The sequence below is a fragment of the Rhizobium sp. PP-F2F-G48 genome, from assembly GCF_004342335.1.
Classification (GTDB): Bacteria; Pseudomonadota; Alphaproteobacteria; order Rhizobiales; family Rhizobiaceae; genus Ferranicluibacter.
The window spans coordinates 243,620-268,808 of sequence record NZ_SLVH01000005.1 but is presented as its reverse complement, the minus strand read 5'-3'; the positions used below and the strand labels follow the sequence as shown (position 1 = coordinate 268,808).

Sequence of the window (25,189 nt, the reverse complement as noted above, 5' to 3'; positions counted from 1 at the left end):
CGGACATGACTTCATCCAGTGCACTCCCCAGTTTCGAAAGGCGTTCGGCCATGCCGTCCCCCATCCGCATTGCCCGTATCGCTCTTCTCAGCCTCGGCATCGCGGCAAGCCTTGCGGCCTGTGCCAAGCGCGACGACCTGTCGACGGGCGCCATTCCCGATGACTATCGCACCCGGCATCCGATCGTCGTCGGCGAAAGCGAACGGTCGATCGACATCCCCATCGCCTCCGGCGACCGCCGGCTGCCGGTCGGCACGCGCCAGGTCATCAAGGGCTTTGCCCAGACCTATCGCGGCTCGGCCAATGGCGTCGTCCAGATCATGCTGCCCAGCGGCTCCCGCAACGGCGCCGCGGTCGAGGCCGTGCGCCGCGACATTCGCGCGCTCCTGGTCCAGATGGGCGTTCCGGCGAACCGGCTTCTGGAAACCCGTTACGATGCGGCCGCCAGCGGCGATGCAGCACCCGTGCGCCTCAGCTTCACGGCGATCACCGCCTCCACGGAGCCCTGCGGCGCCTGGCCGGAGGACCTCGTCAAGAACACGACGCAGAACCGCAACTGGAGCAACTTCGGCTGCGCCAGCCAGGCGAACCTTGCCGCCCAGCTTGCCAATCCCATGGATCTTCTCGGCCCCCAGGCGCAATCGCCCATCGATGCGGCCCGGCGCGGTCAGGTCATCAGCGACTATCGGGGCCTGTCGGCGACCCCGAACACCACGATTTCCATCACGACCAACTGACGCAGCGAACGCGTCGCGGGGCACCACATGAGCGCCATAGATTACAAGATCGAGAGCCTGAGCGGCGGCGCGGCGGCCCCGGCCGACATCGTCCTGCCGCAGGATATCGAGCACCTGCGTCCGCTGCCCCGCATCTCCATCCACGCCTTCTGCGAAACAGAGGCCGTGCAGCGCAGCCTCGAGCGCTGCGGGCAGGACCGGCGCATGGCAAAGGTCGGCTTCCGCATCAACAGCGGCAATATGGCCGCGGCTGCCAACATGTTCTCGACCATGCCGACGCCCAACCTCATCATCCTCGAAACGGCCTCCGAACCGGGCGCCCTGATGCAGGAACTCGCGCCGCTCGCGCAGGTCTGCGATCCCAGCACCAAGGTCATCCTGATCGGCCGCTACAACGATATCGGCCTCTACCGGGAGCTGATCCGCAACGGCATTTCCGAATATCTCGTGGCGCCCGTCGCCATGGCGGATCTGATGGGCGCGATCTCCTCGATCTTCGTCGATCCCGAGGCCGAGCCTCTGGGCCGCAGCATCGCCTTCATCGGGGCAAAGGGCGGCGTCGGCTCCTCGACGCTCGCGCACAATTGCGCCTGGGGCATCTCCCACCTCTTCTCCACCGAGACCGTCCTTGCCGATCTCGATCTGCCCTATGGCACCGCCAACATCAATTTCGACCAGGACCCGCCGCAGGGCGTGGCCGAGGCGGTGTTCTCGCCGGAACGCCTCGACGAGGTCTTCCTCGACCGGCTGCTCACCAAATGCTCCGAGCATCTCTCTCTGCTCGCGGCCCCGTCCATGCTCGACCGCGCCTATGATTTCGACGGCAATGCCTTCCAGGCGCTGGCGGAAATCCTGCAGCGCAACGCGCCGGTGTCGGTCCTCGACGTGCCGCACACCTGGAACGCCTGGACGCGCAACGTCGTCGGCGAGGCGGACGAGCTGGTCATCACCGCCGTTCCCGATCTCGCCAATCTGCGCAACGCCAAGAACCTGTTCGACAGCATCCGCAAGCTGCGCCCGAACGACAAGGCGCCGCATCTGGTGCTCAATCAGGTCGGCATGCCCAAGCGGCCGGAAATCCCGGTCAGCGATTTCTGCGAATCGCTCGAAGTCGAGGCGGCGGCGATCATTCCGTTCGATGCGGTGCTGTTCGGTTCTGCGGCCAACAGCGGACGCATGATTGCGGAGACCGACAAGAAGGCGCCAACGGCCGAGATCTTCTCCCAGCTCGCGCATCTCCTGACGGGCCGGGTCACCGCCAAGAAACCGAAGAAGGCCGGCCTCGGCATGGTGCTCGGCCTTCTCGGGCGCGGCTGAGGACCCTGAGGGAATGCGACGATGAGACGGAACCAGGTGAACAGCCATGTTTGGTAAGCGCGGAAACGACAGCACCGGCCGGATACAGAGCCCGCCGCCCGCCCTGGCGTCGGCGGCCACGGCCGTTCTGGAGCGACCGGCAGCCCCGGTCCTGCCGGAGAGCGCCCGGGATGCGGCGGCCCTCGTTCGCCAGCCGTCGCCCCCCGCTCCCCGCAAGCGCGCGCCGCGTACCGACGATTATTACGACACCAAGGCGCAGGTCTTCTCGGCGCTGATCGACACGATCGACCTGTCGCAGCTGGCCAAGCTCGACGGCGAGAGCGCGCGCGAGGAAATCCGCGATATCGTCAACGATATCATCACGATCAAGAACTTCGCGATGTCGATTTCCGAGCAGGAGGAACTGCTCGAGGATATCTGCAACGACGTGCTCGGCTACGGGCCGCTCGAGCCGCTGCTCGCCCGCGACGATATCGCCGACATCATGGTCAACGGTGCCGGGCAGACCTTCATCGAAGTCAACGGCAAGACCATCGAGAGCGACGTCCGCTTCCGCGACAATGCCCAGCTTTTGTCGATCTGCCAGCGCATCGTCTCCCAGGTCGGCCGCCGCGTCGATGAAAGCTCGCCGATCTGCGACGCGCGTCTTCCGGACGGCTCGCGTGTCAACGTCATCGCCCCACCGCTGGCCATCGATGGCGCCGCGCTCACCATCCGCAAGTTCAAGAAGGACAAGCTGAAGCTCGACCAGCTCGTGCGGTTCGGCGCGATCACGCCGGAAGGCGCCGTTCTGCTGCAGATCATCGGACGCGTCCGCTGCAATGTCGTCATCTCCGGCGGCACGGGTTCCGGCAAGACGACGCTGCTCAATTGCCTCACCGGCTATATCGATGCCGACGAGCGCGTCATCACCTGCGAGGACACCGCCGAACTCCAGTTGCAGCAGCCGCATGTGGTGCGCCTGGAAACGCGCCCGCCCAATATCGAGGGCGAGGGCGAAATCACCATGCGCGACCTCATCAAGAACTGCCTCCGCATGCGGCCCGAACGCATCATCGTCGGCGAAGTCCGTGGCGCCGAGGTGTTCGACCTGCTCCAAGCCATGAACACCGGCCATGACGGCTCCATGGGCACGATCCACGCCAACACGCCGCGCGAATGCCTTGCCCGTATGGAATCGATGATCGCCATGGGCGGCTATACGCTGCCCGCCCGCACCGTGCGCGAGATCATCGCCGGGTCGATCGACGTGATCATCCAGGCGGCCCGACTGCGCGACGGGTCGCGACGCATCACCCACATCACCGAGGTGGTCGGCATGGAAGGCGACGTGATCATCACCCAGGACCTGATGCGCTACGAGATCGAGGGCGAGGACGCCGTCGGCAAGATCGTCGGACGCCACAAGGGCTCGGGCATCGGCCGGCCGCATTTCTGGGATCGCGCCCGCTATTTCAACGAGGACAAGCGTCTCGCCGCCACGCTCGACACTCTGAACAAGGAGTAGCGGGATGTTCGGTCTCGACCCGCAGATCATCGCCATCGCTGCTCTCGTTGCCGTGTCCGCGGCGGGCCTTGCCTATGGCTTCCTGTTCTCGCGCATCCAGGACGAGAAGAAGGCGGATGTCCGCTTTCGCAAGATCAAGGCGGCGGAGACGGACCGGGTCAATATCAAGGCCGCCCGCGATCGCATGAACGAGCTGTCCAAGCGCCGCAAGTCTGTGCAGGATTCGCTGAAGGATCTCCAGAAGAAGCAGAAGGAAAAGTCCGAGCGGGCCAAGCCGCCGATCAAGGTGCGCCTGACACAGGCCGGGCTTTCCCTTTCGATCACCCGGTTCTACGTCTTCAGCGGCATCTTTGGCTTCGTCGCCTTCGTGACCGCGCTCGTCGTCGGCGGCTCCCTGCTGATTGCCGCCGGCGTCGCCATCTTCGCCTCGCTCGGCCTGCCGCGCTGGGTCGTCGGCTATCTGGTGAACCGGCGCTGCAAGAAGTTCATCGAGGAGTTTCCGAACTCCCTCGAGGTCATGGTGCGGTCCATCAAGTCCGGCCTGCCGCTCAGCGACGCCATCCGCCTGATCTCCAGCGACGGACAGGAGCCGGTCAAGACGGAATTCCGCCGCGTCATCGAGGCGCAGGGCGTCGGCATGACCGTACCGGAGGCCTGCGCCCGCATGATCAACACGGTGCCGCTGCAGGAGGTCAATTTCTTCTCGGTGGTCATCACCATCCAGTCCCAGGCCGGCGGCAACCTGTCGGAGGCCCTGACCAACCTGGCCAAGGTGCTGCGCGAACGGCGCAAGATGAAGGCGAAGGTCCAGGCGCTGTCGATGGAAGCCAAGGCGTCTGCCTGCATCATCGGCGCGCTGCCTTTCATCGTCACGCTGCTCGTCTACCTCAGTTCGCCCGCCTACATCATGGTGCTGTTCACCGATCCGCGCGGCCATCTGATCATGGGGCTTTCCGGAATCTGGATGAGCATGGGCGTCCTCGTCATGCGGCAGATGATCAACTTCGATATGTAGGGATTTCGCGTCATGCTGGGCTTCATCACGCCGACGGCCATCGTCGCGGTCCTCGTCTCCATCGCCGTCATGGCGACGATCTATACGCTGGCAGCGCCCTTTCTCGAAGGCGACAATCTGCAGAAGCGCATGAAATCCGTCGCCTCCGAGCGGGAGCAGATCCGCGCCCGCGAACGCGCGCGGCTGAACAACGAAACCACCACCGGACGCGCCTCGCTGCGGGCCAAGAACAACACGTCCGTGCTGCAGGTGGTCGAGCGGTTGAACCTGCGCAAGGCGCTGGTGGACGACAAGACCGTCAACCGTCTGAAGATGGCCGGCTACCGGTCGCAGAACGCGCTCAACATCTTCCTGTTCGCCCGCTTCGTCCTGCCCTTCATCCTCCTCGCCGTCGCCGCGGTCTATGTCTTCGGCCTCGGTGCCTTTGCCGATCGCCCGCCCGCCATGCGTCTCCTCGGCGTCATCGTCGCGGCCTATGTCGGCTTCTACCTGCCCAATATCTTCATCAGCAATGCGGTCAGCAAACGCCAGTCCTCCATTCGCCGCGCCTGGCCGGATGCGCTGGATCTGCTGCTGATCTGTGTGGAATCCGGCATCTCCATGGAGCTCGGCATGCGCCGTGTGGCCGATGAGATCGCCGGACAGTCGCCGGCGCTGGCGGAGGAAATGGTGCTGACGACGGCCGAGCTCTCCTTCCTGCCCGATCGCCGCGTCGCGCTCGAAAATCTCGGGCTTCGGACCGGTCTTGAGGACGTGAAGGCGGTGACGCAGGCCCTTATCCAGGCAGATCGCTACGGAACGCCCATCGCGCAGGCGCTGCGCGTGCTCGCCCAGGAGAGCCGCGACCAGCGCATGAACCAGGCCGAAAAGAAAGCCTCCGCCTTGCCGCCGAAGCTGACGGTGCCGATGATCCTGTTCTTCCTGCCGGTGCTCATCGCCGTCATCCTCGGCCCGGCCGGCATCCAGGTCGCAGACCGCATGTGAGGCACAAGACGCAAAAGCGCCCGCAATCCGGACAGGATGCGGGCGCTTTTTGCGTTGAAGGCGGGAGGTTCAGTTCGTGCCCGTCTCGGTCGCCTTTGCGGGCTTGCCGTCCTTGGCAAGCTTCTGCCAGGCGTTCTGCTGCGACAGGATCGAGCGGAGATAGGCGACGTTCGCCTCGGCCTGCTGGGGGGAGAGTTCCTGGCGGGCGATGGCCTCGGCTTCCGGGAAGCGGCCCTGCAGGCCGATGGCAAGCGCGAGGTTCTGGCGCACGCCGCTGTCGGCACCCGGCTGTTCCGACGCCTTGCGCAGATAGGTCTCCGCCGTCTTCAGATCCTTCGACAGGAGGTAGGACATGCCGAGATTGGAGAGCACGGACGGCTCGTTCGGCTGGATGTCGAGCGCCTCGCGGTAGCGCTGGCGGGCTTCCGGCGACCGGCCGAGCTGGTCGAGAATGGCGCCTTCCGCCGATTTCAGCTTCCAGTCCGGACGGTCGGGCGTCTGCGCGCGGCCGACGGTGGCGAGCGCCGGTTCGAGCTGGCCGGCGGCGGCCTGCGACTTGCCATAGGCGGCGAGCACTTCGCGGTCGGCGGGATACTGGATCGCCACCTGCTGCATGACGGCGAGCGCCTGATCGTTGCGCCCGGTCGAGCGCAGCACATTGGCATAGTTGAGGCCGATCGTCCGGTCCTTCGGGTTCTTCTGATAGGCCTTGCCGAGGCTCTGAGCGGCGGCGTCCAGCTGTCCCGCATTCATCGACGCGCTGTTGACCGCCGTGAGGCCGGCGGAGGCCCCGGTCGAAATCGAGCCGGTGGTCAGCTCCTTGCGCGGGGCGGCGCAGCCGGCCAGAAGGCCGGCAATCAGGATGGCGGAGAGGGACAGGTGGGCGGATGCGCGCATCGCGCGGCGTGAACGCGGCGGGCGAAGCCGAGGCTGTTCGAGACGAAGGTGGTCAAATGGTGCCGCCATGGCAAAGCTCCCGGAGAAAATGGGGAAGCACCGGCACGCATCAACTTTCACGGCGCAATCGTGTCATCATCAATAATCTGTTAACCCTAACAGAGTGTTAATTGCGTCGCCGAACCCATCTCCGGCACCCATGTCCGCCACCCCTCTTCGCAGGAGGGGCGTCGCGACAAGCGGCCGCAGCCTCGTTTTCAGGAGTTTTTCATGCCCCCCTTCAGCCTCGACCAACGCCCGTCGCCCTTCACGTCCGGGGAAGGGGCTGTAGCCCCGGGCACGTCGCTGCCTGCCGACGCGCGGCCTGTCAACGCGCTGCCTGTCTACGCGCTGACGCCGGAAGCGCTTGCAAGCGAGGCGCTCGATCCCTTCCTGCGCAGCTGGGCGCGGCAGGCGGGCTTCAACGCCGAAAGCGGCGCGCTGCTTCTGGTGCCCGGAAAGCCGGATGGCGCGGGCGATGCGGGCGGGCTTGGCGGCGCCCTCTTCGGGCTCGGCAGTGCGCCGCTCGATGCGCCCTTCGCCACGGGCAGGCTCGCCCGCGCATTGCCGCCCGGCCACTGGCGCATCGTCTCCGACAGCCTGCCCGCCGATCAGGCCGCGCTCAGCTTTGCGCTCGGCGCTTACAGCTTCGACCGCTACAAGCCGAAGAAGGCCGAGCGTCCGCTGCTCGAACTGTCCGACGGCGTCGATCGGCCGGCGCTCGAGCGCACATTCGCCGGCATCGCGCTTGCGCGCGACCTCATCAACACGCCCACCAACGATCTCGGGCCGGACGCGCTGGAAGAGGCGTTCCAGGCGCTCGGCAGGCATTATGGCGCGACAGTCACCACCATCCTCGGCGAGGACCTGCTGGCGCAGAATTTCCCCCTGATCCACGCGGTCGGCCGCGCCGCCGAACAGGCGCCGCGCCTGTTGGACATGCGCTGGGGCACGGGTGCAAAGAAGATCACCCTCGTCGGCAAGGGTGTCTGCTTCGATACAGGCGGGCTCGACATCAAGCCTGCCGCCTCCATGCTGCTGATGAAGAAGGACATGGGCGGCGCGGCCAACGTCATGGGTCTGGCACTGATGATCATGGAGGCCGGGCTCGACGTCTCGCTGAGGGTGCTGGTGCCGGTGGTCGAAAACGCCATAGCCGGCAATGCCTTCCGCCCGAGCGACGTCTATCGCTCCCGCAAGGGCCTGACGGTCCAGATCGACAATACGGACGCCGAAGGGCGGCTCATCCTGGCCGATGCGCTCGCCTATGCCGGCGAGAGCGAGACGGACCTGCTGGTCGACATGGCCACGCTGACGGGCGCCGCCCGGGTGGCACTCGGGCCCGACCTGCCGCCCTTCTTCACCGACGACGAGGCACTGGCTGCGGATCTGTCGCAGGCGAGCCTTGCCACCCACGATCCGCTGTGGCGGCTGCCGCTCTTCAAGGGATATGAGAAGGATGTGACGGCCCGCATCGCCGACCTCACCAATGCGCCCTCGGGCGGCATGGCCGGGGCGATCACCGCAGCTCTGTTCCTCAAGCGCTTCGTGGCCGACACGCGCGGCTGGGTCCATCTCGACGTCTACGGCTGGAATCCGAGCGAGCGTCCGCACGCGCTGATCGGCGGCGAGGCGCAAGGCATCCGCGCCCTCTACGAGGTCATCGCGCGGGGTCTCTGAGCAACCGTCAGCGGAAACGAGAAAAGGCGCCGGATCGCTCCGACGCCGTCGATGTCTCTTGAAAAGCGGCCTATTCGTTGATCAGGCGCTTCAGAAGCTCGATCTCGTGGCACAGTTTCGTGTCGCCGGAGATCAGGTCCTCGATCTTGCGCACGGCGTGCAGCACGGTCGTGTGATCGCGTCCGCCGAACCGGCGGCCGATTTCCGGGAAAGAGCGGGGCGTCAGCGTCTTGGCCAGATACATGGCGATCTGGCGCGGCTTGACGATGACGCGGGTGCGGCGGTTGGAGACGAGCTCCTGTCGCGACACGTTGTAATGCTTGGCGACGACGCGCTGGATATCCTCGATCCGCACGCGGCGCGGCTCGCCGGCATTGACGAGATGGCCGAGAAGTTCATCGACCCGCTCGATCGAAAGCTGCGGCTCGAACGACATGCGGAACAGGAGCTGGTTGAACGCGCCTTCCAGTTCGCGGCCGCTGGCGGTGATGCTGCGGGCGACGTGGCTCAGAATATCGGCGGGAATGTCGAGCGAGGGATCCTCCTCGCGCGCCACGTCGAGGCGACGCTTCAGGATCTCCAGCCGCATCTCGTAGTCGGGGCCGTCCATCTCGATGGCGACGCCGCCCTGCAGGCGCGAGCGGACGCGCGGATCGAGCGATTCCAGCTCCCAAGGCGCCCGGTCGGCGGCCACGACCACCTGCTTGGCGCTGTCGAGCAGCATGTTGAGCAGATGGCAGAACTCGTGCTGGATCGACTTGCCCTGCAGGAACTGCATGTCGTCGATGACGAGCAGGTCGATATTGCGCAGCGTTTCCTTCAGCGACAGGGCGTCATTGTCGCGAATGGCGGTGGCGAAGCGCCACATGAAATATTCAGCCGTGAGATAGACGACGCGCGAGGCGCGCGGGCTCTGGATCGCGGCAATGGCGATCGCCTGCAGGAGGTGTGTCTTGCCGAGGCCGACGGAGGAATGGATGAAGAGCGGATTGAACCGCACGGCGCCCGCACCCGCTTCCGCGATCGTCTTGGCCGCCGCCAGGGCGACGCGGTTGGACGAGCCCTCGACGAAGCTTGCAAAGCTGTAGCGCGGATCGAGCGGCGAGCCGAACAGGGGCGTGGCGACGGGAAGCTTGGCGGCCGCCGGCAGGGCGGCGCTGGCCTGCTGGCCGATGCTCTGCACGCCGGTCTTGCGCGCCGATGTCGTGGTCGGGGCGGAGGGCGCGGTGTCGCCGGCGACCATGTCGGCCTCGCTCGGCGCACGGGTGCCACGCATCGCGCTGCGCACCACGATCTCGACCTTCAGGATCTCGGCATCTTCCTGCTGGAACAGCGTCGTGATCTGGTCGAGATAGCGGTTGTTGATCCAGGATTTGAGGAAAGTGGTGGGCACGGAAAGGCGCACGACGCTCTTCGACATGGAGTGCAGCTTCAGCCGGCCGAACCAGCTTGCAAAGACGTCAGGACCGACCTGAGCCTTGAGGAGAGCGCTGACCCGATCGAAAAGTGCGCTCTGGGTCATGATGGCCTGCTCTCCTGTCGTCGTCTGTTCAGTCTGCCCGCTCTTGATCGGCCGAGCATGTTCGCCAGCAGCGAATGTGCGCCCCGAGGTCACCGAATTTCCAAGCATGTGCCGCCTTCCAATGTCTGTCCCGTACCGGCTTTGATCGCCGGCAGTCTCGTGTCGGGTGCGCCGCTTGCAGGCGGCATCACCATGAACCTGTTTCAAACGGCCGGGACCCTCGTGCCCCGCTCGTTTCCGATCCCCCGCCAAACCCCTCCGGCATCGGCCGCAATCGGCCTCGCCATCCGGGTCCCCGCTTGGCCGGGAGACCGTTTGAGCCCGTCGGGTGTCGTTGCCGCCACCTCAACATCGCTCTCGTCTCGACTGCCGCAAATTGTCGCGAACCGCATGGGTCCGGGGCAGTCTGCAGCAGGCCCGTCCTCCGGCGCATCCGCCGGGCGTGATCTCCCACCACTGCTTTCGCAGCACTGATTTCACTCTCGATCGACGGCCTGTCATTGCCGGCGACGCTCGTTATGCCTTCAACCTTAAGATGCAGTTTCCCGTCTCCGAGCGGCAAGCCGTTCAGGGTGGGACGTCTCTTAAGCTGATGGAAAATTGTGATGTCCACCTCAGTAGAAGAAGCGTGGAGGCTGCAAAGCCCTTGTCAGGGCTCGTTGCCGACAACGACAATCCGCTGTCCCACATCTCTTGCTGAAATCATTTAGGCAGGATCATGATCCAAGATCAATCGCCATATTTACGGCCGGCGGGGCCTTGGCCGTTGACTCTCAACCGGCGTTTTGCAATCGCCCAAGCCCGCCATTTGAGAATCGCAGTCGAATCAAAGGCTTTGTTTTTGGGCCTTTCGGAGCTGCCCCGAAATGCAAGAAAAATAAAAAATCGCTTGACTCGGATTCACTCCGAAGGCGCCGGCTTATATGAGGCGAACGTGTCACAAACTTCAGCAAGCCGTTGTTAATATGGAGATTATTTGGTCACATGCCTGACATGATCTCGTCATGGGCAGCGATCGCGGGCAAAAGCCGGCGTACGAATCGAAAGGGCCCGGTCGATGACCGGGCCACTCTCGCATGAGGCAGATAGGATAAGGCTTAGGCCGACAATGCGTTAACGCGGCTGGCCAGGCGCGAGACCTTGCGCGATGCCGTGTTGGCATGCACGACGCCCTTGCTGGCAGCACGCATCAGCTCGGGCTGTGCGACGCGCAGAGCTTCCTGTGCAACAGCCTGGTCGCCGGATGCGATGGCTTCTTCGACCTTGCGGAGGAAGTTGCGAACGCGCGAGCGGCGCGACTTGTTGATCTCGGTGCGACGGGCGATCTTGCGGGTCGCTTTTTTCGCCGAAGTTGTATTGGCCATGGGTTTCTCTCTTCAGATTCTGACAAGCACCTCCGCCTCGCCGTGTCGGGTCACTGCGACCTGTCATCCAAGCTCTTCGGAGGCAATAGCGAGAAACCTGCAACGTGGCTTCCCAAACTGTGGGCGCCGTATAGACGCAAACGCCGATTTCGTCAACGCGCTATTTCAGTCGGCCACGGCGGCGGATGCGAAGGGGCTGCCGCCAGGCGGGCGCTAGACCTGGCACGAAGCGCAGTGGAATGTCGAGCGCCCCGCCTGCGTGATCCGGGCGATGGTGCCGCCGCAGCCCGGCCGCGCGCAGGGCTTGCCTTCCCGGTCGTAGACGGCAAAGGTGTGCTGGAAATAGCCGAGCGATCCGTCCGTCTGGATGTGATCGCGCAAGGACGAGCCGCCGGCGGCGATGGCGTCGGCGATGACGGCGCGGATGGCCTCCGTCAGCACGACGAGCGATGCGCGCGGCCGCCCTTTCGTGTCCACCAGCGTTCCCGACGCTTTCAGCGGCGACAGTCGCGCCCGCCACAGCGCCTCGCACACATAGATATTGCCGAGCCCGGCAATCACCCTCTGGTCGAGCAGCGTCGATTTCAGCGGCTGCGCCTTGCCGGAAAAGCGGCTGGCGAGATAGGCGGCATCGAGCCGGTTGCCGGTCGGCTCCTCGCCGAGCTGGCGGAAGAAGGCGTGTGTCGCCAGCGTCTGGCGCGGCCCGATGTCCATGAAGCCGAACCGGCGCGGATCGTTGTAGACCACCTGGACGGGCCCGCGATCCGACAGAAGATGAAGAGCGACATGGTCGTGCCGCGCGTCCTTGCCCCGCGCATAATGAAAGTCGCCCGGCATGTCGGCCTCCGCAGACGCCGCTTCGATCACCCGGAACGAGCCGGACATGCCGAGATGGGCGATGACGACGTCGTCATTGTCGAGTTCGATCAGCAGATATTTCGCCCGGCGCGACAGAGCCAGGATCCGCCGGTTTTCCAGACGCTGCGCGAAATCGGGCGGAAACGGAAAGCGCAGATCCGGGCGTCGCACCTCGGCACGGGTGATCAGCGCACCCTCCATCACGGGCGCAAGGCCCCGGCGGACCGTTTCGACCTCGGGCAGTTCGGGCATCGTCAGTCCTTTTTGCAGCACCTTTCCGGCAGACGAGCCGGTCCGGGGCGGTGTCCTGTCCCAAGAGATAGCGTTGCCGGAGCGAAATCGCTATGGTCCGGCAAGTTCGACAGGGCCGGATCTCTGCTCTGGCAGGATGGACGCAAACGTCCTATGTGCCGTTGCACGGAGAGGGACTGTTTTCAATTCCGGCTGAGAATACGCGGTTTGACAGGAATAGGGGATGGGTATGACGGACGAACGGATTTCCGCCGAAGGCGGCATGGAAACGTCCTATGGCTTCCGCCGCGTCGACGAGGGCGAGAAGCAGGGCCTCGTCAACGACGTCTTCCACAAGGTCGCCAAGCGCTACGACGTCATGAACGACGTGATGTCGATGGGCCTGCACCGGGCCTGGAAGGATGCGATGGTGGCCGCCCTCCATCCGCGCCGCAGCGCCGACTACAATGTGCTGGACGTGGCCGGCGGCACGGGCGACATCGCCTTTCGCATCGTCGAGGCCTCCGGCCGTCAGGCGCAGGCGACGGTCCTCGACATCAACGGTTCGATGCTCGGCGTCGGGGCCGAGCGCGCCCGCAAGAAGGGCCTGACCGCCAATCTCGAATTCGTCGAGGCCAATGCGGAAAGCCTGCCTTTCGAGGACGGTCGCTTCGATGCCTATACGATCGCATTCGGCATCCGCAACGTGCCGCGCATCGATGTCGCGCTGTCGGAGGCCTATCGCGTGCTGAAGCGCGGCGGCCGGCTGCTCGTGCTCGAATTCTCCGATGTCGAAATGCCGCTTCTCGACAAGGTCTATGATGCCTGGTCGTTCAACGCCATTCCGCGCTTCGGCAAGATGATCACCGGCGAGGCCGAGCCCTACCAGTATCTGGTCGAATCCATCCGGAAGTTTCCCGACCAGAAGAATTTCGCCCGCATGATCGAGACGGCCGGCTTCTCGCGCGTCACCTACACCAATTATACCGGCGGCATCGCGGCGCTGCATTCCGGATGGAAGATCTGAAGCACATGATCAGCCTCCTGTTCCCGCCGCGTCTCCAGGGGAGCGCCCGGCACCGATGAGCACGCCCGCCACCTATCTCCGTATCGTCAGGATCGGCTGGGTCCTCGTCCGCGAGGGGGTCGTCACGGCCATACCGCCGGAAAACCTGCCGCCGTTTGCCCGCTTCGCCCAGAAGCTCGCGGGCCTCGTCGAGCGGCGTCGCGCCCAGTTCGAGGAGCGCAGCGACCGGCTGGCGCGGGCGATCGGCCGGCTCGGGCCGTCCTATGTGAAGATCGGCCAGTTCCTCGCCACACGCCCGGATGTGGTGGGCGCGGAATTCGCCGCCGATCTCGCCTTCCTGCAGGATCGTATGTCGACCTTCCCGGTCACCGAGGCCTATGCCGCCGTCGAGGGCTCGCTCGGCCGGCCGGTCGCGGATCTCTACAGCCGCATCGAGGATCCCATCGCTGCCGCCTCCATCGCCCAGGTCCATCCCGGCTGGGTGATGCGCGACGAACGGGAGGAGAAGGTCGCGATCAAGGTGATCCGGCCCGGCATCCGCCAGCGCTTCGCCCATGATCTCGAGGCCATGTATCTCGTCGCCCGCCTGCAGGAGCGCTTCCTGCCCCACACCCGGCGCCTGCGCCCGGTGGAGGTGACGAAGACGCTGGAGCAGACGACCAAGGTCGAGATGGACCTGCGGCTCGAAGCCGCGGCCCTCTCCGAGATCGCCGAGAATACCGTCCATGACGAAGGCTTTCGCGTGCCCCGCGTCGATTGGGAGCGCACCGGCCGCGATGTCGTCACCATGGAATGGATCGACGGCACCCGCATGGCCGATGTCGAGGCGTTGCGCGCCGCCGGCCACGATCTCAACCAGCTGGCGGAAACGCTGATCCAGTCCTTCCTGCGCCACACGCTGCGCGACGGCTTCTTCCATGCCGACATGCACCAGGGAAATTTGCTGGTCGACGACAAGGGCATGATCGTCGCCGTCGATTTCGGCATCGTCGGGCGGCTCGGCAAGAAGGAACGCCGGTTCCTTGCCGAAATCCTCTTCGGCTTTATCACCCGCGACTATCGTCGCGTGGCCGATGTGCATTTCGAAGCCGGCTACGTTCCCTCCCATCATGACGTCGCAAGCTTCGCCCAGGCCATCCGCGCCATCGGCGAGCCGATCCACGGCCAGCCGGCCGAGACCATCTCCATGGCAAAGCTGCTCACCCTCCTGTTCGAGGTCACCGAGCTGTTCGACATGGAAACGCGCCCTGAACTGGTGATGCTGCAGAAGACGATGGTCGTGGTCGAGGGCGTGTCGCGCTCGCTCAATCCGCGCTTCAACATGTGGAAGGCGTCCGAGCCCGTGGTCGGCGCCTGGATTCGTGACAATCTCGGGCCGAAACGCGTGGTGACCGACCTGAAAGACGGCCTGCACGCCGCGCTGCGGCTGGCGGAAGCCGCCCCCGAGATCGTCGCCAAGACCGAACGCTTCTCGCGCGACCTGACCGAGATGGCCGAGCACGGGCTGAAGTTCGACGTGGCAACGGCGGAAGCCATCGGCCGCGCCGAAGCCCGCCACACCCGCTCCGGCCGCGTCGCCCTCTGGGTGATTGCGGTCGCTCTCGTCGTGATTGCGATTGCCGTGACGTGACATGACGATCTGGCGCACAGCGACGATTGCGGGTTGTCTTCTGGTCGCTGCGGCGTGCACCGTCGTTCCGCCTTTCCGTTTCGAGGCCGAGAGCGCACGGCTGAAGCGCGAGGCCGCGCAGTCTTTCCCCATTGGATCGGAGGCGGCACGTTTTGAGGCGTGGTTCGTTGAGAAAGCCGGGTCGGGCCTTTCCCTCGCGCCGCAAAAAGACCGCTCCGTTTCCGCAGAGCCGCTGTGCGAACAGCGCTTGGCTGTCCTTCGCAGACAGGAAGGTTGCATGAACGAGCTTTCCGCGAACTATTGCGTCGATCCGAGAGGCAATCTGACCGCGCTTGTCTGGAAAGAAGGCGGCTATTGCTAAGGCTCGACAATGGGTGTGCACCGGGCCTGTTCGACGTCAACATGACAGAGATGTAATCCGGCGCGACTTCAATTCACCGCAGTCAGCGCCTAATTGAAGGGGAAGAACCCTTTCAAAGGACCGGCCTGAATGGCGGAAGCCTATCCCAAGATCGTCGAGCCCCAGCGTCATCCCCAACCTGACGAGTCCCGGCCTGACGAGCCCCAGCCGGATGCGCAGCCGCCTCGGGCGGCGCCGCTGCAAAAGGCAAAGCCGCGTCGTCGCAAGGGCCGGACGATCCTGCTCCTGGGCCTTCTCGCGATCCTCGGCGTCGGCGGCTGGTATGGCTGGAAGACTTATCAAGCGGAGGGCGTCACGCAGGCCGTGGTCACCGAAGAGGTCACCCGCGGCGATATCGAAAACAGCGTCACGGCCTCCGGCCTCCTCAGCCCCATCCGCGATGTGGATGTCGGCGCGCAGGTGTCGGGCCAGTTGAAGAGCCTCAAGGTCGATGTCGGCGACATGGTCACGCAGGGCCAGCTGATCGCCGAGATCGACAGCGCCTCCATCCAGACCCAGATCGAGATCGCCGAGGCCGAGCTTGCCAATCTCGATGCCCAGATGATCGACAAGAAGGCGCAGGCGGTGCTCGGCGCCGCCAATCTCACCCGCCAGCGCAGCCTGGTTGCCGGCAACAGTGCGGCCCAGTCCGCGCTTGATGAAGCCGTCGCGGCGCTTGCCACCGCCGAGGCCAATGTCGCCGCCCTCGACGCGCAGATCCGCAAGCAGCAGGCGACCCTGAAGGATGCCCGCATCAGCCTCGGCTACACCAAGATCTTCGCGCCGCTCGCCGGCACCATCGTCGATGTCGTCGCCAAGGAAGGCCAGACGCTGAACGCCAACCAGTCGGCCCCCACCATCGTCACGGTGGCGGATCTCGACACGATGACCGTCGAGGCCGAGGTGTCGGAGGCCGACATCGGCAAGCTGTCGATCGGCATGGAGGCCTATTTCACGCTGCTCGGCCAGCCGGGCAAGCGCTATGCGGGCACGCTCCGGCAGATCAAGCCGACGCCCTCGACCGAAAACAACGTCGTCCTCTATTACGCCCTGTTCGACGTGCCCAATCCCGATCGCCGCCTGATGATGAACATGACGGCGCAGGTCTTCTTCGTGCAGTCGCAGGCCACCGGCGTTCTCACCGTTCCGGTCGCCGCGCTCCGCATGCGCGAGGGCGGCAAGCGGGCCGAGGTCGCGGTCGTTGCCGCAGATGGCCGGCAGGAGGTGCGCACGGTCGAGCCCGGCATCCGCAATCGCGTCCGGGTCGAGATCCTGAGCGGTCTGTCGGAAGGCGACAAGGTCGTGGTCGGCAACGGCACGGAAGGCCGTGCCACCAATGCCCAGCGCGCCGCAACCCGGACACGCGGCGGACCGCCGCCGATGTTCTAGGGGCGCACGCGCATGACGCCCCTGATCTCCCTCAAGAATATCCGCAAGACCTTCATGACCGGCGATGTGCCGGTGGATGCCCTGCGCGGCGTCTCGCTCGACATCGAGCCCGGCGAATTCGTCGCCATCGTCGGCCAGTCCGGCTCCGGCAAGTCGACCCTGATGAACATTCTTGGCTGTCTCGACCAGCCGACGGGCGGCGCCTACCATCTGGACGGCGAGGATGTCGCAGGGTTTGATGCCGACCAGCTGGCCGAGCGTCGCCGGCAGATGTTCGGCTTCGTGTTCCAGAGCTACAATCTCGTGGCGACCTCCACCGCCCGCGAGAATGTCGAGATCCCCGCCATCTATGCCGGCGTGTCGGCGAAACGGCGCGAGGCCCGCTCGCGGGAGCTTCTGGAGGCGCTGCGGCTCGGCGATCGCATGGACCACCTGCCGAGCCAGCTTTCGGGCGGCCAGCAGCAGCGCGTCTCCATCGCCCGCGCCCTCATGAACGGCGGCCAGATCATTCTGGCGGACGAGCCGACCGGCGCGCTCGACAGCCAGAGCGGCAAGGACGTCATGGCGACGCTGCGGCGCATGAACGAGGACGGCCACACCGTCATCATCATCACCCATGCCCCGGATCTCGCCGAATCGGCCGATCGCGTCATCGAGATCCGCGACGGACTGATCGTCGCCGACCGCCTGCCGCGTCGCATCACGCGGCCCGTTCGCCCCGCCCCGCGCGTCTTCGGAACCGAGGCCGGCAATGCCGCCTTGTTCTCGGACGTGGCGGAAGCCGTGCGCATGTCGTTCCGGGCGCTCCGGGCCAATTTCTTCCGCACGGTGCTGACGCTGCTCGGCATCGTCATCGGCGTCAGCTCCGTCGTCGCCATGCTGGCGATCGGCACCGGCGCGCAGAACCAGGTGCTGAGCCGCATCGCCGCCATGGGGTCCGATCTTCTCGTCGTCCGGCCGAGCATGGCGAATTTCCGCGGCGGCGAGGGCGGTAGCATCGTCTCGCTCGTGCCGGCCGATGCGGATGCGATCCTCGAACTGCCCAACATCTCCTTCGCCGTGCCGGAAATGTCGAGTTCGCTCACCGTGCGCGCCGGCAATCTCGACACGCAGACGACGGTCAACGGCACGGTGCCGCAGTTTCCCGAGGCAAAGACCTGGGGTCTCGCCGAAGGTGCCTTCATCGCGCCGGCGGACATGAAGAGCTACGCGACCGTCGCCGTGCTCGGCAAGACGGTCGCCGAGACGCTGTTTCCGGACGGCGCCGATCCGCTCGGCCAGTACATCCTCATCAAGAACATTCCCTTCCAGGTCATCGGCGTCATGGAACCCAAGGGCGCGACCGCCGGCGGCAACGATCAGGACGACACGGTTCTCGTGCCGCTCTCGACCGGCAATCTGCGTCTCTTCGGCGCCCGCAACGTCCGCTCCATCACGGTTCAGGTGAAGGACGACAGCGCCATCAACATCACGCAGGACCAGATCCAGGCATTGCTCGACGAGCGTCACCAGCGACAGGACACCCAGATCGCCAATCTCGCCGCCATCCGCGAGGCCTTCACCGAGACGTCCAACATCCTGAAAGTGTTCCTCGGTTCGATTGCCGCGATCTCGCTTCTGGTGGGCGGCATCGGGGTCATGAACATCATGCTGGTCAGCGTCACCGAGCGGACGCGCGAGATCGGCATCCGCATGGCGACCGGCGCCCGCGGTCGCGACATCCTCACGCAGTTCATCGTCGAGGCGCTCGTGGTGTCCGCCCTTGGCGGCATCATCGGCGTCGGTCTCGGCCTGTCGATCGGGGCGGTCGCCCAGGCCTTCGGCGTGCCCGTCACCTTCTCCGCCGGGCCGGTGCTGCTCGCCTTCGCCAGCGCCTTCGTCACCGGTCTTGTTTTTGGCTATCTCCCGGCGCATAACGCGTCGCGCCTCCAGCCGGCCGTCGCCCTCTCGGCGCCATGAGGCCGGCTCTTGAAAAAATAATGGGTAAGCGATGGAACCAAATCGCGAGCCGATACTTACTTCCTGTCTGACCTCTTTTTGTTGAATCTCCGGAACACCTTTATGCCTGATCGGTCGCGCCGAGCCTTTCTCCGCGAAAGTACTGCCGACGCCCATGCAGCGCTCGACGACATGATCGGTGCTTTCGACAGCCTGTCGTCCTACAAGACCTATCTGCGCGGCATGAGCGCCTTCCGCCTTCCCGTGGAAACGATGCTGGCGGACCGGTCCTGGCCGGAGGACCTCGATCTCTGGTCGAAACAGGCCTTCGGGGCGCTCATTCGCGCCGATCTCGCCGATCTCGACATTGCCGCCGACGAGGCGGTTCCCGTGCCGCCGATCGGTGCCGCGCGGGAAGACATGCTCGGCATGCTCTATGTTCTCGAGGGCTCGGCGCTCGGTGCCCGGCTGCTCTATCGCCGCGCCCAGGCGCTCGGCCTGCGGGCCGATTTCGGCGCGCGCCATCTTGCTGCCCAGGCCGAAAAGAGCGACCGCTGGCCGCGCTTCCTGCATCTCCTCGAATCCATCGATGCCATCGAGATCGATCGCGTCGCAAACGCGTCTCGGGCCACGTTCACGGTCGCGGAAACAGCCTTCCGGAGGGCGTCCCATGCCGCTGAATGACCTTGCGCCCCTCCCGAACGCCGCGACGTCAAACCGCATGATGAAACCGAACGAAACGGTCGATCTCACCAATTGTGAGCGCGAGCCGATCCATATTCCGGGCAGCATCCAGCCGCATGGCTGCCTGCTGGCCTGCGATGCCCGCGCCGGCATGGTGCTGCGTCATTCCGCCAATGCGCCCGACCTCCTCGGGCTTGGCGGCGAGATCAACGGGCAGGTGCTGGAAGCGCTGATCGGATACGAGGCGACGCATACGCTGCGCAATGCGGTGGCGGCGCTGCGCGACGGCGGCCGTCCGGCGCTGCTCTCGGGCCTGGAGCTGGCCAATGGCCGCTACGACGTCGCCATCCATCTCAACAAGGCGACCGTCATCATCGAGTTCGAGCCGGCGACCGACGGACAGCCGCTGCAGCTGGCACGCACGCTCATCGGCCGCATTACCGATATCGACGACGTCGACCAGCTTCTGCGTCAGTCGGCCCGCCTCATCCGCGGCATGCTCGGCTACGACCGCGTGATGATCTATGCCTTCGAGCAGGACGGCGCCGGCAAGGTGGTGACCGAAGCCAAGCGCGGCGATCTCGAAAGCTTTCTCGGGCAGTATTTTCCGGCGAGCGACATTCCCCAGCAGGCCCGCGCGCTCTATCTTCAAAATACCATCCGCATCATCGGCGACGCGAGCGGCACCCGCATCCCGCTCGTGCCCGACATCGACGTATCCGGCGAGCCGCTCGACCTGTCGCTCGCCCATCTGCGCAGCGTCTCGCCGATCCATTGCGAGTACCTGCGCAACATGGGCGTCGCCGCGTCCATGTCGATCTCCATCATCGTCGACGGCCAGCTCTGGGGCCTCATCGCCTGCCACCACTACCAGCCGCGGATCCTGCCGATGGCGCAGCGCGTGGCGGCCGAAATGTTCGGCGAGTTCTTCTCGCTGCATCTGCATGCGCTGAAGCAGCGGCAGAAGCTCGACACGGCCAACCACGCCCGGGCCTCGCTCGACCGCTTCCTGCGCCTGGCCTCGCACCATGCCGACATGGGCGAGCTGCTGCGCGATCATCTCTCCCATTTCACCGCGCTGATGGCCTGCGACGGCATCGGGCTCTGGATGAACGGCACCTGGACCGCCTTCGGCTCGACGCCGCCGGTGAGCGCCGTGCCGGCGATCCTCCGGCTGATGGGTTCGGTCGTCGAAGGCCAGGTCTGGGCGACGCATGCGATGGCGCAGCGCCTGCCGGAGGCCGAAGCGTTTCGCGAGCAGGCGGCCGGCGTGCTGGCCGTGCCGCTGACCCAGCTGCACCGCGACTATCTGTTCTTCTTCCGCAAGGAATTCGTCCAGACGCTGAACTGGGCCGGCGATCCCAACAAGTCTTATGAGAGCGGCCCCTTCGGCGAGCGCCTGACCCCGCGCAAGAGCTTTGCGATCTGGAAGGAAACGGTGCAGCTTCAGGCCCAGCCCTGGACCGAGGCCGACCGCGAGATCGCCGAGGTCACCCGCGCGGCCCTGGTCGAAATCGGCCTGCGCCACAGCGAGCTGATGGCCGAGGAGCGCAGCCGCGCCGATGTGCGCCAGCGCATGCTGAACGAGGAGCTGAACCACCGGGTCAAGAACATCCTCGCCCTCATCAAGTCGCTCGTCAGCCAGCCGGTCGGCGACGGGCGCAGCCTGACCGAATATGTGAGCTCGCTCAAGGGCCGCATCCAGGCGCTGTCGTTTGCCCACGACCAGGTCGTCCGGGGAGACGGTGGCGGCATGCTGGCGGATCTGCTCGATGCCGAGCTCGGCCCCTATCGCAACACCGCCAATGTGCTCAGCCTCTCCGGCCCGCCGGTCCTGCTCAATTCGCGCGCCTTCTCGGTCATGGCGCTGGTGCTGCACGAACTCTCGACCAATGCCGCCAAATACGGCGCGCTCTCCCGGCCGGGCGGCGCCCTGTCGGTCATCTGGCGCCTGACGCAGGCCGGCGATTGCGAGATCGCCTGGCGCGAAAGCGGCGGCCCGGCCGTGCTGCCGCCGACGCGCACCGGCTTCGGCAGCGCGCTGATCGACCGCAGCGTTCCCTACGATCTCGACGGGCGCAGCGCGGTCACCTATGCGCCGGGCGGCGTCGAGGCCGATTTCGTGCTGCCGGCCAAGCACGTCACGCTGTCGGATCGCGGCGCCGAGCGCAGCCTTGCGGCGGGAAGCGACGCGCCGGCGGCCGGCGCCGATCTCGATCCCGATCTGCGCGTGCTGCTGGTCGAAGACCAGATGCTGATCGCCATGGATGTCGAGAGCATGCTCGCCGATCACGGTATCCAGACGGTCCTCACCGCGGCCTCGGCCGACGAGGCGCTGGCGAAGCTCGCGACCTTCAAGCCGGATGTGGCGATCCTCGACGTCAATCTCGGCACCGGCACCTCCATCGAGGTCGCGACCGAACTGACGCGCCGCGACATCCCCTTCCTGTTTGCCACCGGCTACGGCAACATGTCGCCCATCCCGAGCGGCTTTGCGAGCGTCCCCGTGGTGCGCAAACCCTATGAGCGCGACGCGCTGGTGCGCACCATGAGCACGCTGCTCGAACCCTCCGACGCGTGAGCATGGCACGCGCGATCCCGGGGGGAACGCGCCGCCCGAAATCGAAATCGATTTCGATATCGATTTAGATTCCGGGCCCGATGCGGTAGGCTCCGGCATCGATCATGCCCTCCCGGTGGTTTCATGTCTGTATCCCCATCTTCCACCATCCCGTCTTCCACCATCCCGTCGCCGACCCAGAGCCTCTCGGGCAAGCGCATCCTCCTCGTCATCTCCGGCGGCATCGCCGCCTATAAAAGCCTCGACCTGATCCGCCGGCTGCGCGAACGCGGCGCGAGCGTCCGTCCGGTCATGACGGCGGGGGCGCAGGCCTTCGTCACGCCGCTTGCCGTCGGCGCGCTTGCGGCCGACAAGGTCTTCACCGAGCTTTTCTCGCGCGAGGACGAGCAGGATGTCGGCCATATCCGCCTGGCGCGGGAGTGCGATCTGGTGCTCGTCGCACCCGCCACCGCCAACATCCTGGCGAAAATGGCCCACGGGCTGACCGACGATCTCGCCTCCACCATTCTGCTGGCGACCGATCGGCCGGTTCTGCTGGCGCCCGCCATGAACCCGAAAATGTGGTCGCACCCCGCCACAAGGCGCAATCGCGAGACGCTCGCCGGCGACGGCATCGGCTTCGTCGGTCCCGGCCTCGGCGAGATGGCGGAAAGCGGCGAGCGCGGCGAAGGCCGCATGGCCGAACCGCTCGACATCGTCGCCGCCGTGGAGGCGCGCCTTTGCCTTTTTCCGGGGCTCGGCCGCAAAGCCGGCCCGCTGTCCGGGCGCAGCGCCATCGTCACCTCCGGCCCGACGCATGAGCCGATCGATCCGGTGCGCTACATCGCCAACCGCTCCTCCGGCCGGCAGGGCCATGCCATCGCGGCGGCGCTCGCCCGGCTCGGGGCGAAGGTCACGCTGGTCTCCGGTCCGGTGACGATCCCCGACCCGGAGGGCGTCACGACCCTTCATGTGCAGACGGCGGTGGAGATGCGGGATGCGGTGCTCGCCGCCTTGCCGGCCGATGTCGCCGTGATGGTCGCGGCCGTCGCCGACTGGCGGGTCGCCGATGTCGCGGGCGGCAAGATCAAGAAAGCACCGGGCGAGGCGCCGCCGCCGCTGCAGCTGACGGAAAATCCGGACATCCTGAAGACCGTCGGCCATCATGCGCAGCGCCCCCGCGTCGTCGTCGGCTTTGCGGCGGAGACGGACGACACGGTGCCGAACGGCCGCGCCAAGCTGGCGCGCAAGGGGGCGGATGTCATCGTCGCCAACGATGTGTCGGCAACGAGCGGCGTTGCCGGCGGCGTCATGGGGGGCACGCGCAACCGCGTCACCGTCATCGGCCGCGACGGCGAGGAAAGCTGGCCGGAGCTCGACAAGGACGCGGTCGCCGAGCGGCTCGCGGCCCTGATCGCCTCACGGCTGGTGTGAGGCCCGCTTCTCCTCGATCTCCCGATCGAGCTTGAAGATGCGCATGTCGAAGCCGTTCTCGCCGAGGACGACCGCCGTGCCGTCGGGAATTTCCACCCAGGCATCGTCATCGTCGTTGAGCGGTTCGGAGACGAGGCAGTATCCGCCCTGCGGACCCATCGGCGCTGCATAGAGCGTCGGAGCGAACCGGTCGGAGGCGTAGCGCACGGCATAGAGATCGACGCCGTCGGAAAAAGCGGCGGTGAACCGCACGAGAACCTTGTGCTTCATATGCGTCGCCAGCCGCTCCACGAAGGACAGCGTCTCGGCGATGGCGCCCAGCGGATCGCGCTCGAGGCCGAACTGCAGGGCCATGAGAAACAGAAGCTCGCTGTCGGTGGTGCCGGTGCGTGCCGTGTAGAGCGCATCGTCCAGCATCGCCTCCATCGGCCGGCGCAGGTGCTCGAAGCCGCCGATCTGGCCATTGTGCATGAACGACCAGCGGCCGTGGACGAAGGGGTGGCAATTGTCGCGCCGTGTGCCGCCGCCGGTCGCGGCGCGCACATGGGCGAGAAACAGCGGCGAGCGGATCTGGCGGGCAATGCTCTTCAGATTGCAATCGGACCAGGCCGGCAGGATATCGCGGTAGCGGCCCGGCTCGGGATGGTCGCCATACCAGGCGATGCCGAAACCGTCGCCGTTGGTGGAGGTCTTCGCCCGCGTTGCGCAATGCGACTGCTCGATCAGGGAATGCGCCGGCGAGGACACGAGGTCTTCCAGATAAAGCGGCTCCCCGCGATAGGCTGCCCATCGGCACATCTTGCTGAAACTCCCTGTCTGTCCGGACGGACATGCGAATCGTTCGCCGAGACCGCATCATCCTATGCCCGGGCCATTGTCCGGCGAAAGATGGTAAAAATGCGTTAACGATCGTCTGTGCCCTTTCGGCGACAGTCGCGTTCTGGAACGAACGTTCTATCATTCTCGTTTCCGAGACGTTACGCTGGGAAAGCCATGAAGCAGGGATGACAGAACGATGCCGGACGCCGCGATGCAGGGCCGCCAGGAAACGCCGGAGAGCGCCAGCGCACGGCCTGTGGACGGCGCGGGCGGTGCGGCTGCGGCCGCTGCCGTGCCGCAGGATTTCGACGCGTTGAAGACGGTCATTCTGGCGCGCAAGGCGCAACTGCCCAAGCGCCTGCGGCAAGTCGCGGCCTATGCGCTCGACCAGCCGGACGAGATCGCCTTCGGCACGGCGGCGAGCATCGCGGCGGCGGCCGACGTGCAGCCGTCCACCCTTGTGCGCTTTGCCCAGCATTTCGGCTTCGAGGGGTTTTCGAGCCTGCAGCAGATTTTTCGCGCCCGTCTGCGGGAGCGCAATCCGGGCTATGAGGACCGGCTGCGGGCGCTTGGCGACAACGGCCACAGCCATCGCGAAAGCGGCGCGATCTTCAACGGCTTCGTGGCCGCGGCCCACCGGTCGCTCGACAATATCGCCGGCTCGGTCGATCCCGCCGCCTTCGAACAGGCGGTCGATATCCTGGCCAAGGCCGACACCATCTTCCTCATCGCCAAGCGCCGGTCCTATCCGATCTCCGGCTACATGGCCTATGCCTTCGGAAAACTGAAGATCCGCTACCAGATGGTGGGCACGGCCGCCGGCATCGACGACGATATCCTGGCGCTTGCCGGACGCCGGGATGCGGCCTTCGCGGTCAGTTTCTCGCCCTATACGTCCGAAAGCATCCACCAGGCCCGCCTTCTGGCAAACCGCAAGGTGCCGGTGGTCTCGCTCACCGACAGCGCCTTCTCGCCGCTGGTGGAATCCTCGAAGATCTGGTTCGAGATCGTGGAAGCCGACCATGCCGGCTTTCGCTCGCTCTCGGCCAGCATGGCCTTTGCCATGGCCTTGACCGTCGCCGTGGCCGAAAAGCGGCAGCGCGGATCGTCCGTTTCGCATATGGAATGAAAATTCCATATTGACTGTTAGACGGAAC

General features: G+C 65.7%; 20 protein-coding genes. 15 read left to right on the top strand and 5 right to left on the bottom strand.

What is annotated here, in order from left to right; translation table 11 throughout:
• Nucleotides 1–50 precede the first annotated feature (50 nt).
• Genes C8J36_RS14345 through C8J36_RS14325 form a run of 5 tightly spaced genes read left to right on the top strand, consistent with a single transcriptional unit; the run spans nucleotide 51 to nucleotide 5,560 of the window.
• Nucleotides 51–737, top strand: coding sequence for a CpaD family pilus assembly protein (locus tag C8J36_RS14345; protein WP_245506563.1), 687 nt, complete (start codon nucleotides 51–53; stop codon nucleotides 735–737).
• Nucleotides 738–764: 27 nt separating this feature from the next.
• Nucleotides 765–2,054 carry a CpaE family protein gene (locus C8J36_RS14340; RefSeq protein ID WP_062595487.1) on the top strand — a complete coding sequence of 430 codons (1,290 nt, stop codon included), beginning with the start codon at nucleotides 765–767 and terminating at the stop codon, nucleotides 2,052–2,054.
• Between the two features lie 46 nt (nucleotides 2,055–2,100).
• The gene (locus C8J36_RS14335) at nucleotides 2,101–3,561 is read left to right on the top strand and encodes a CpaF family protein (RefSeq protein WP_062595486.1); all 1,461 of its coding nucleotides are present in this window, start codon (nucleotides 2,101–2,103) and stop codon (nucleotides 3,559–3,561) included.
• Nucleotides 3,562–3,565: 4 nt separating this feature from the next.
• Nucleotides 3,566–4,576, top strand: coding sequence for a type II secretion system F family protein (locus C8J36_RS14330; RefSeq protein ID WP_062595485.1), 1,011 nt, complete (start codon nucleotides 3,566–3,568; stop codon nucleotides 4,574–4,576).
• Nucleotides 4,577–4,588: 12 nt separating this feature from the next.
• Entirely contained in the window at nucleotides 4,589–5,560 is a 972-nt protein-coding gene (locus C8J36_RS14325) for a type II secretion system F family protein (protein ID WP_132535818.1), read from the top strand.
• Between the two features lie 69 nt (nucleotides 5,561–5,629).
• Here the strand turns inward: C8J36_RS14325 and C8J36_RS14320 are convergent, their stop codons facing one another.
• The gene (locus C8J36_RS14320) at nucleotides 5,630–6,457 is read right to left on the bottom strand and encodes a tetratricopeptide repeat protein (RefSeq protein ID WP_062595624.1); all 828 of its coding nucleotides are present in this window, start codon (nucleotides 6,455–6,457) and stop codon (nucleotides 5,630–5,632) included.
• Between the two features lie 270 nt (nucleotides 6,458–6,727).
• On the opposite strand from C8J36_RS14320, the gene C8J36_RS14315 reads away from it, so the two are divergent.
• Nucleotides 6,728–8,176: a leucyl aminopeptidase family protein gene (locus C8J36_RS14315; protein ID WP_132535816.1), complete on the top strand. Its 1,449-nt coding sequence runs from the start codon at nucleotides 6,728–6,730 to the stop codon at nucleotides 8,174–8,176.
• A 70-nt stretch (nucleotides 8,177–8,246) separates the two neighbouring features.
• Here C8J36_RS14315 and dnaA read toward each other — a convergent pair whose 3' ends face one another.
• From dnaA to mutM, 3 genes are all read right to left on the bottom strand, one after another.
• Nucleotides 8,247–9,698 (bottom strand): chromosomal replication initiator protein DnaA, encoded by a 1,452-nt coding sequence (gene dnaA, locus C8J36_RS14310; RefSeq protein ID WP_245506562.1) that lies wholly within the window; start codon nucleotides 9,696–9,698, stop codon nucleotides 8,247–8,249.
• A 1,097-nt stretch (nucleotides 9,699–10,795) separates the two neighbouring features.
• Nucleotides 10,796–11,062, bottom strand: coding sequence for a 30S ribosomal protein S20 (rpsT, locus tag C8J36_RS14305; RefSeq protein ID WP_062471541.1), 267 nt, complete (start codon nucleotides 11,060–11,062; stop codon nucleotides 10,796–10,798).
• A 213-nt stretch (nucleotides 11,063–11,275) separates the two neighbouring features.
• On the bottom strand, nucleotides 11,276–12,172 hold the full coding sequence (gene mutM, locus C8J36_RS14300) for a bifunctional DNA-formamidopyrimidine glycosylase/DNA-(apurinic or apyrimidinic site) lyase (RefSeq protein ID WP_132535814.1): 897 nt from the start codon (nucleotides 12,170–12,172) through the stop codon (nucleotides 11,276–11,278).
• Between the two features lie 229 nt (nucleotides 12,173–12,401).
• Here mutM and ubiE point away from each other — a divergent pair, with 229 nt between their 5' ends.
• From ubiE to coaBC, 8 genes are all read left to right on the top strand, one after another.
• A complete protein-coding gene (ubiE, locus tag C8J36_RS14295) occupies nucleotides 12,402–13,178 on the top strand; it encodes a bifunctional demethylmenaquinone methyltransferase/2-methoxy-6-polyprenyl-1,4-benzoquinol methylase UbiE (RefSeq protein WP_132535949.1) in 777 nt (258 codons plus the stop codon).
• A gap of 55 nt (nucleotides 13,179–13,233) precedes the next feature.
• Entirely contained in the window at nucleotides 13,234–14,808 is a 1,575-nt protein-coding gene (gene ubiB, locus C8J36_RS14290; protein WP_132535812.1) for a 2-polyprenylphenol 6-hydroxylase, read from the top strand.
• Nucleotide 14,809: 1 nt separating this feature from the next.
• Nucleotides 14,810–15,169 (top strand): hypothetical protein, encoded by a 360-nt coding sequence (locus C8J36_RS14285; RefSeq protein ID WP_132535810.1) that lies wholly within the window; start codon nucleotides 14,810–14,812, stop codon nucleotides 15,167–15,169.
• Between the two features lie 129 nt (nucleotides 15,170–15,298).
• Nucleotides 15,299–16,597, top strand: coding sequence for an efflux RND transporter periplasmic adaptor subunit (locus tag C8J36_RS14280; protein ID WP_132535808.1), 1,299 nt, complete (start codon nucleotides 15,299–15,301; stop codon nucleotides 16,595–16,597).
• 12 nt (nucleotides 16,598–16,609) lie between these two features.
• Entirely contained in the window at nucleotides 16,610–18,556 is a 1,947-nt protein-coding gene (locus C8J36_RS14275; RefSeq protein WP_062595481.1) for a MacB family efflux pump subunit, read from the top strand.
• Between the two features lie 102 nt (nucleotides 18,557–18,658).
• On the top strand, nucleotides 18,659–19,219 hold the full coding sequence (locus C8J36_RS14270; RefSeq protein ID WP_132535806.1) for a biliverdin-producing heme oxygenase: 561 nt from the start codon (nucleotides 18,659–18,661) through the stop codon (nucleotides 19,217–19,219).
• 40 nt (nucleotides 19,220–19,259) lie between these two features.
• A complete protein-coding gene (locus C8J36_RS14265) occupies nucleotides 19,260–21,800 on the top strand; it encodes an HWE histidine kinase domain-containing protein (RefSeq protein ID WP_132535947.1) in 2,541 nt (846 codons plus the stop codon).
• Between the two features lie 123 nt (nucleotides 21,801–21,923).
• Nucleotides 21,924–23,213, top strand: a complete 1,290-nt coding sequence (gene coaBC / locus C8J36_RS14260; protein ID WP_132535804.1) for a bifunctional phosphopantothenoylcysteine decarboxylase/phosphopantothenate--cysteine ligase CoaBC — start codon at nucleotides 21,924–21,926, stop codon at nucleotides 23,211–23,213.
• On the opposite strand, the gene C8J36_RS14255 is transcribed toward coaBC, so the two are convergent.
• Complete coding sequence (locus C8J36_RS14255) at nucleotides 23,199–24,011, bottom strand: class II glutamine amidotransferase (protein WP_062595478.1); 813 nt, start codon at nucleotides 24,009–24,011, stop codon at nucleotides 23,199–23,201. The two genes, coaBC and C8J36_RS14255, sit on opposite strands and share 15 nt — an antisense overlap.
• 217 nt (nucleotides 24,012–24,228) lie before the next feature.
• Here C8J36_RS14255 and C8J36_RS14250 point away from each other — a divergent pair, with 217 nt between their 5' ends.
• Nucleotides 24,229–25,161 (top strand): MurR/RpiR family transcriptional regulator, encoded by a 933-nt coding sequence (locus C8J36_RS14250; RefSeq protein ID WP_245506561.1) that lies wholly within the window; start codon nucleotides 24,229–24,231, stop codon nucleotides 25,159–25,161.
• Nucleotides 25,162–25,189: the final 28 nt, after the last annotated feature.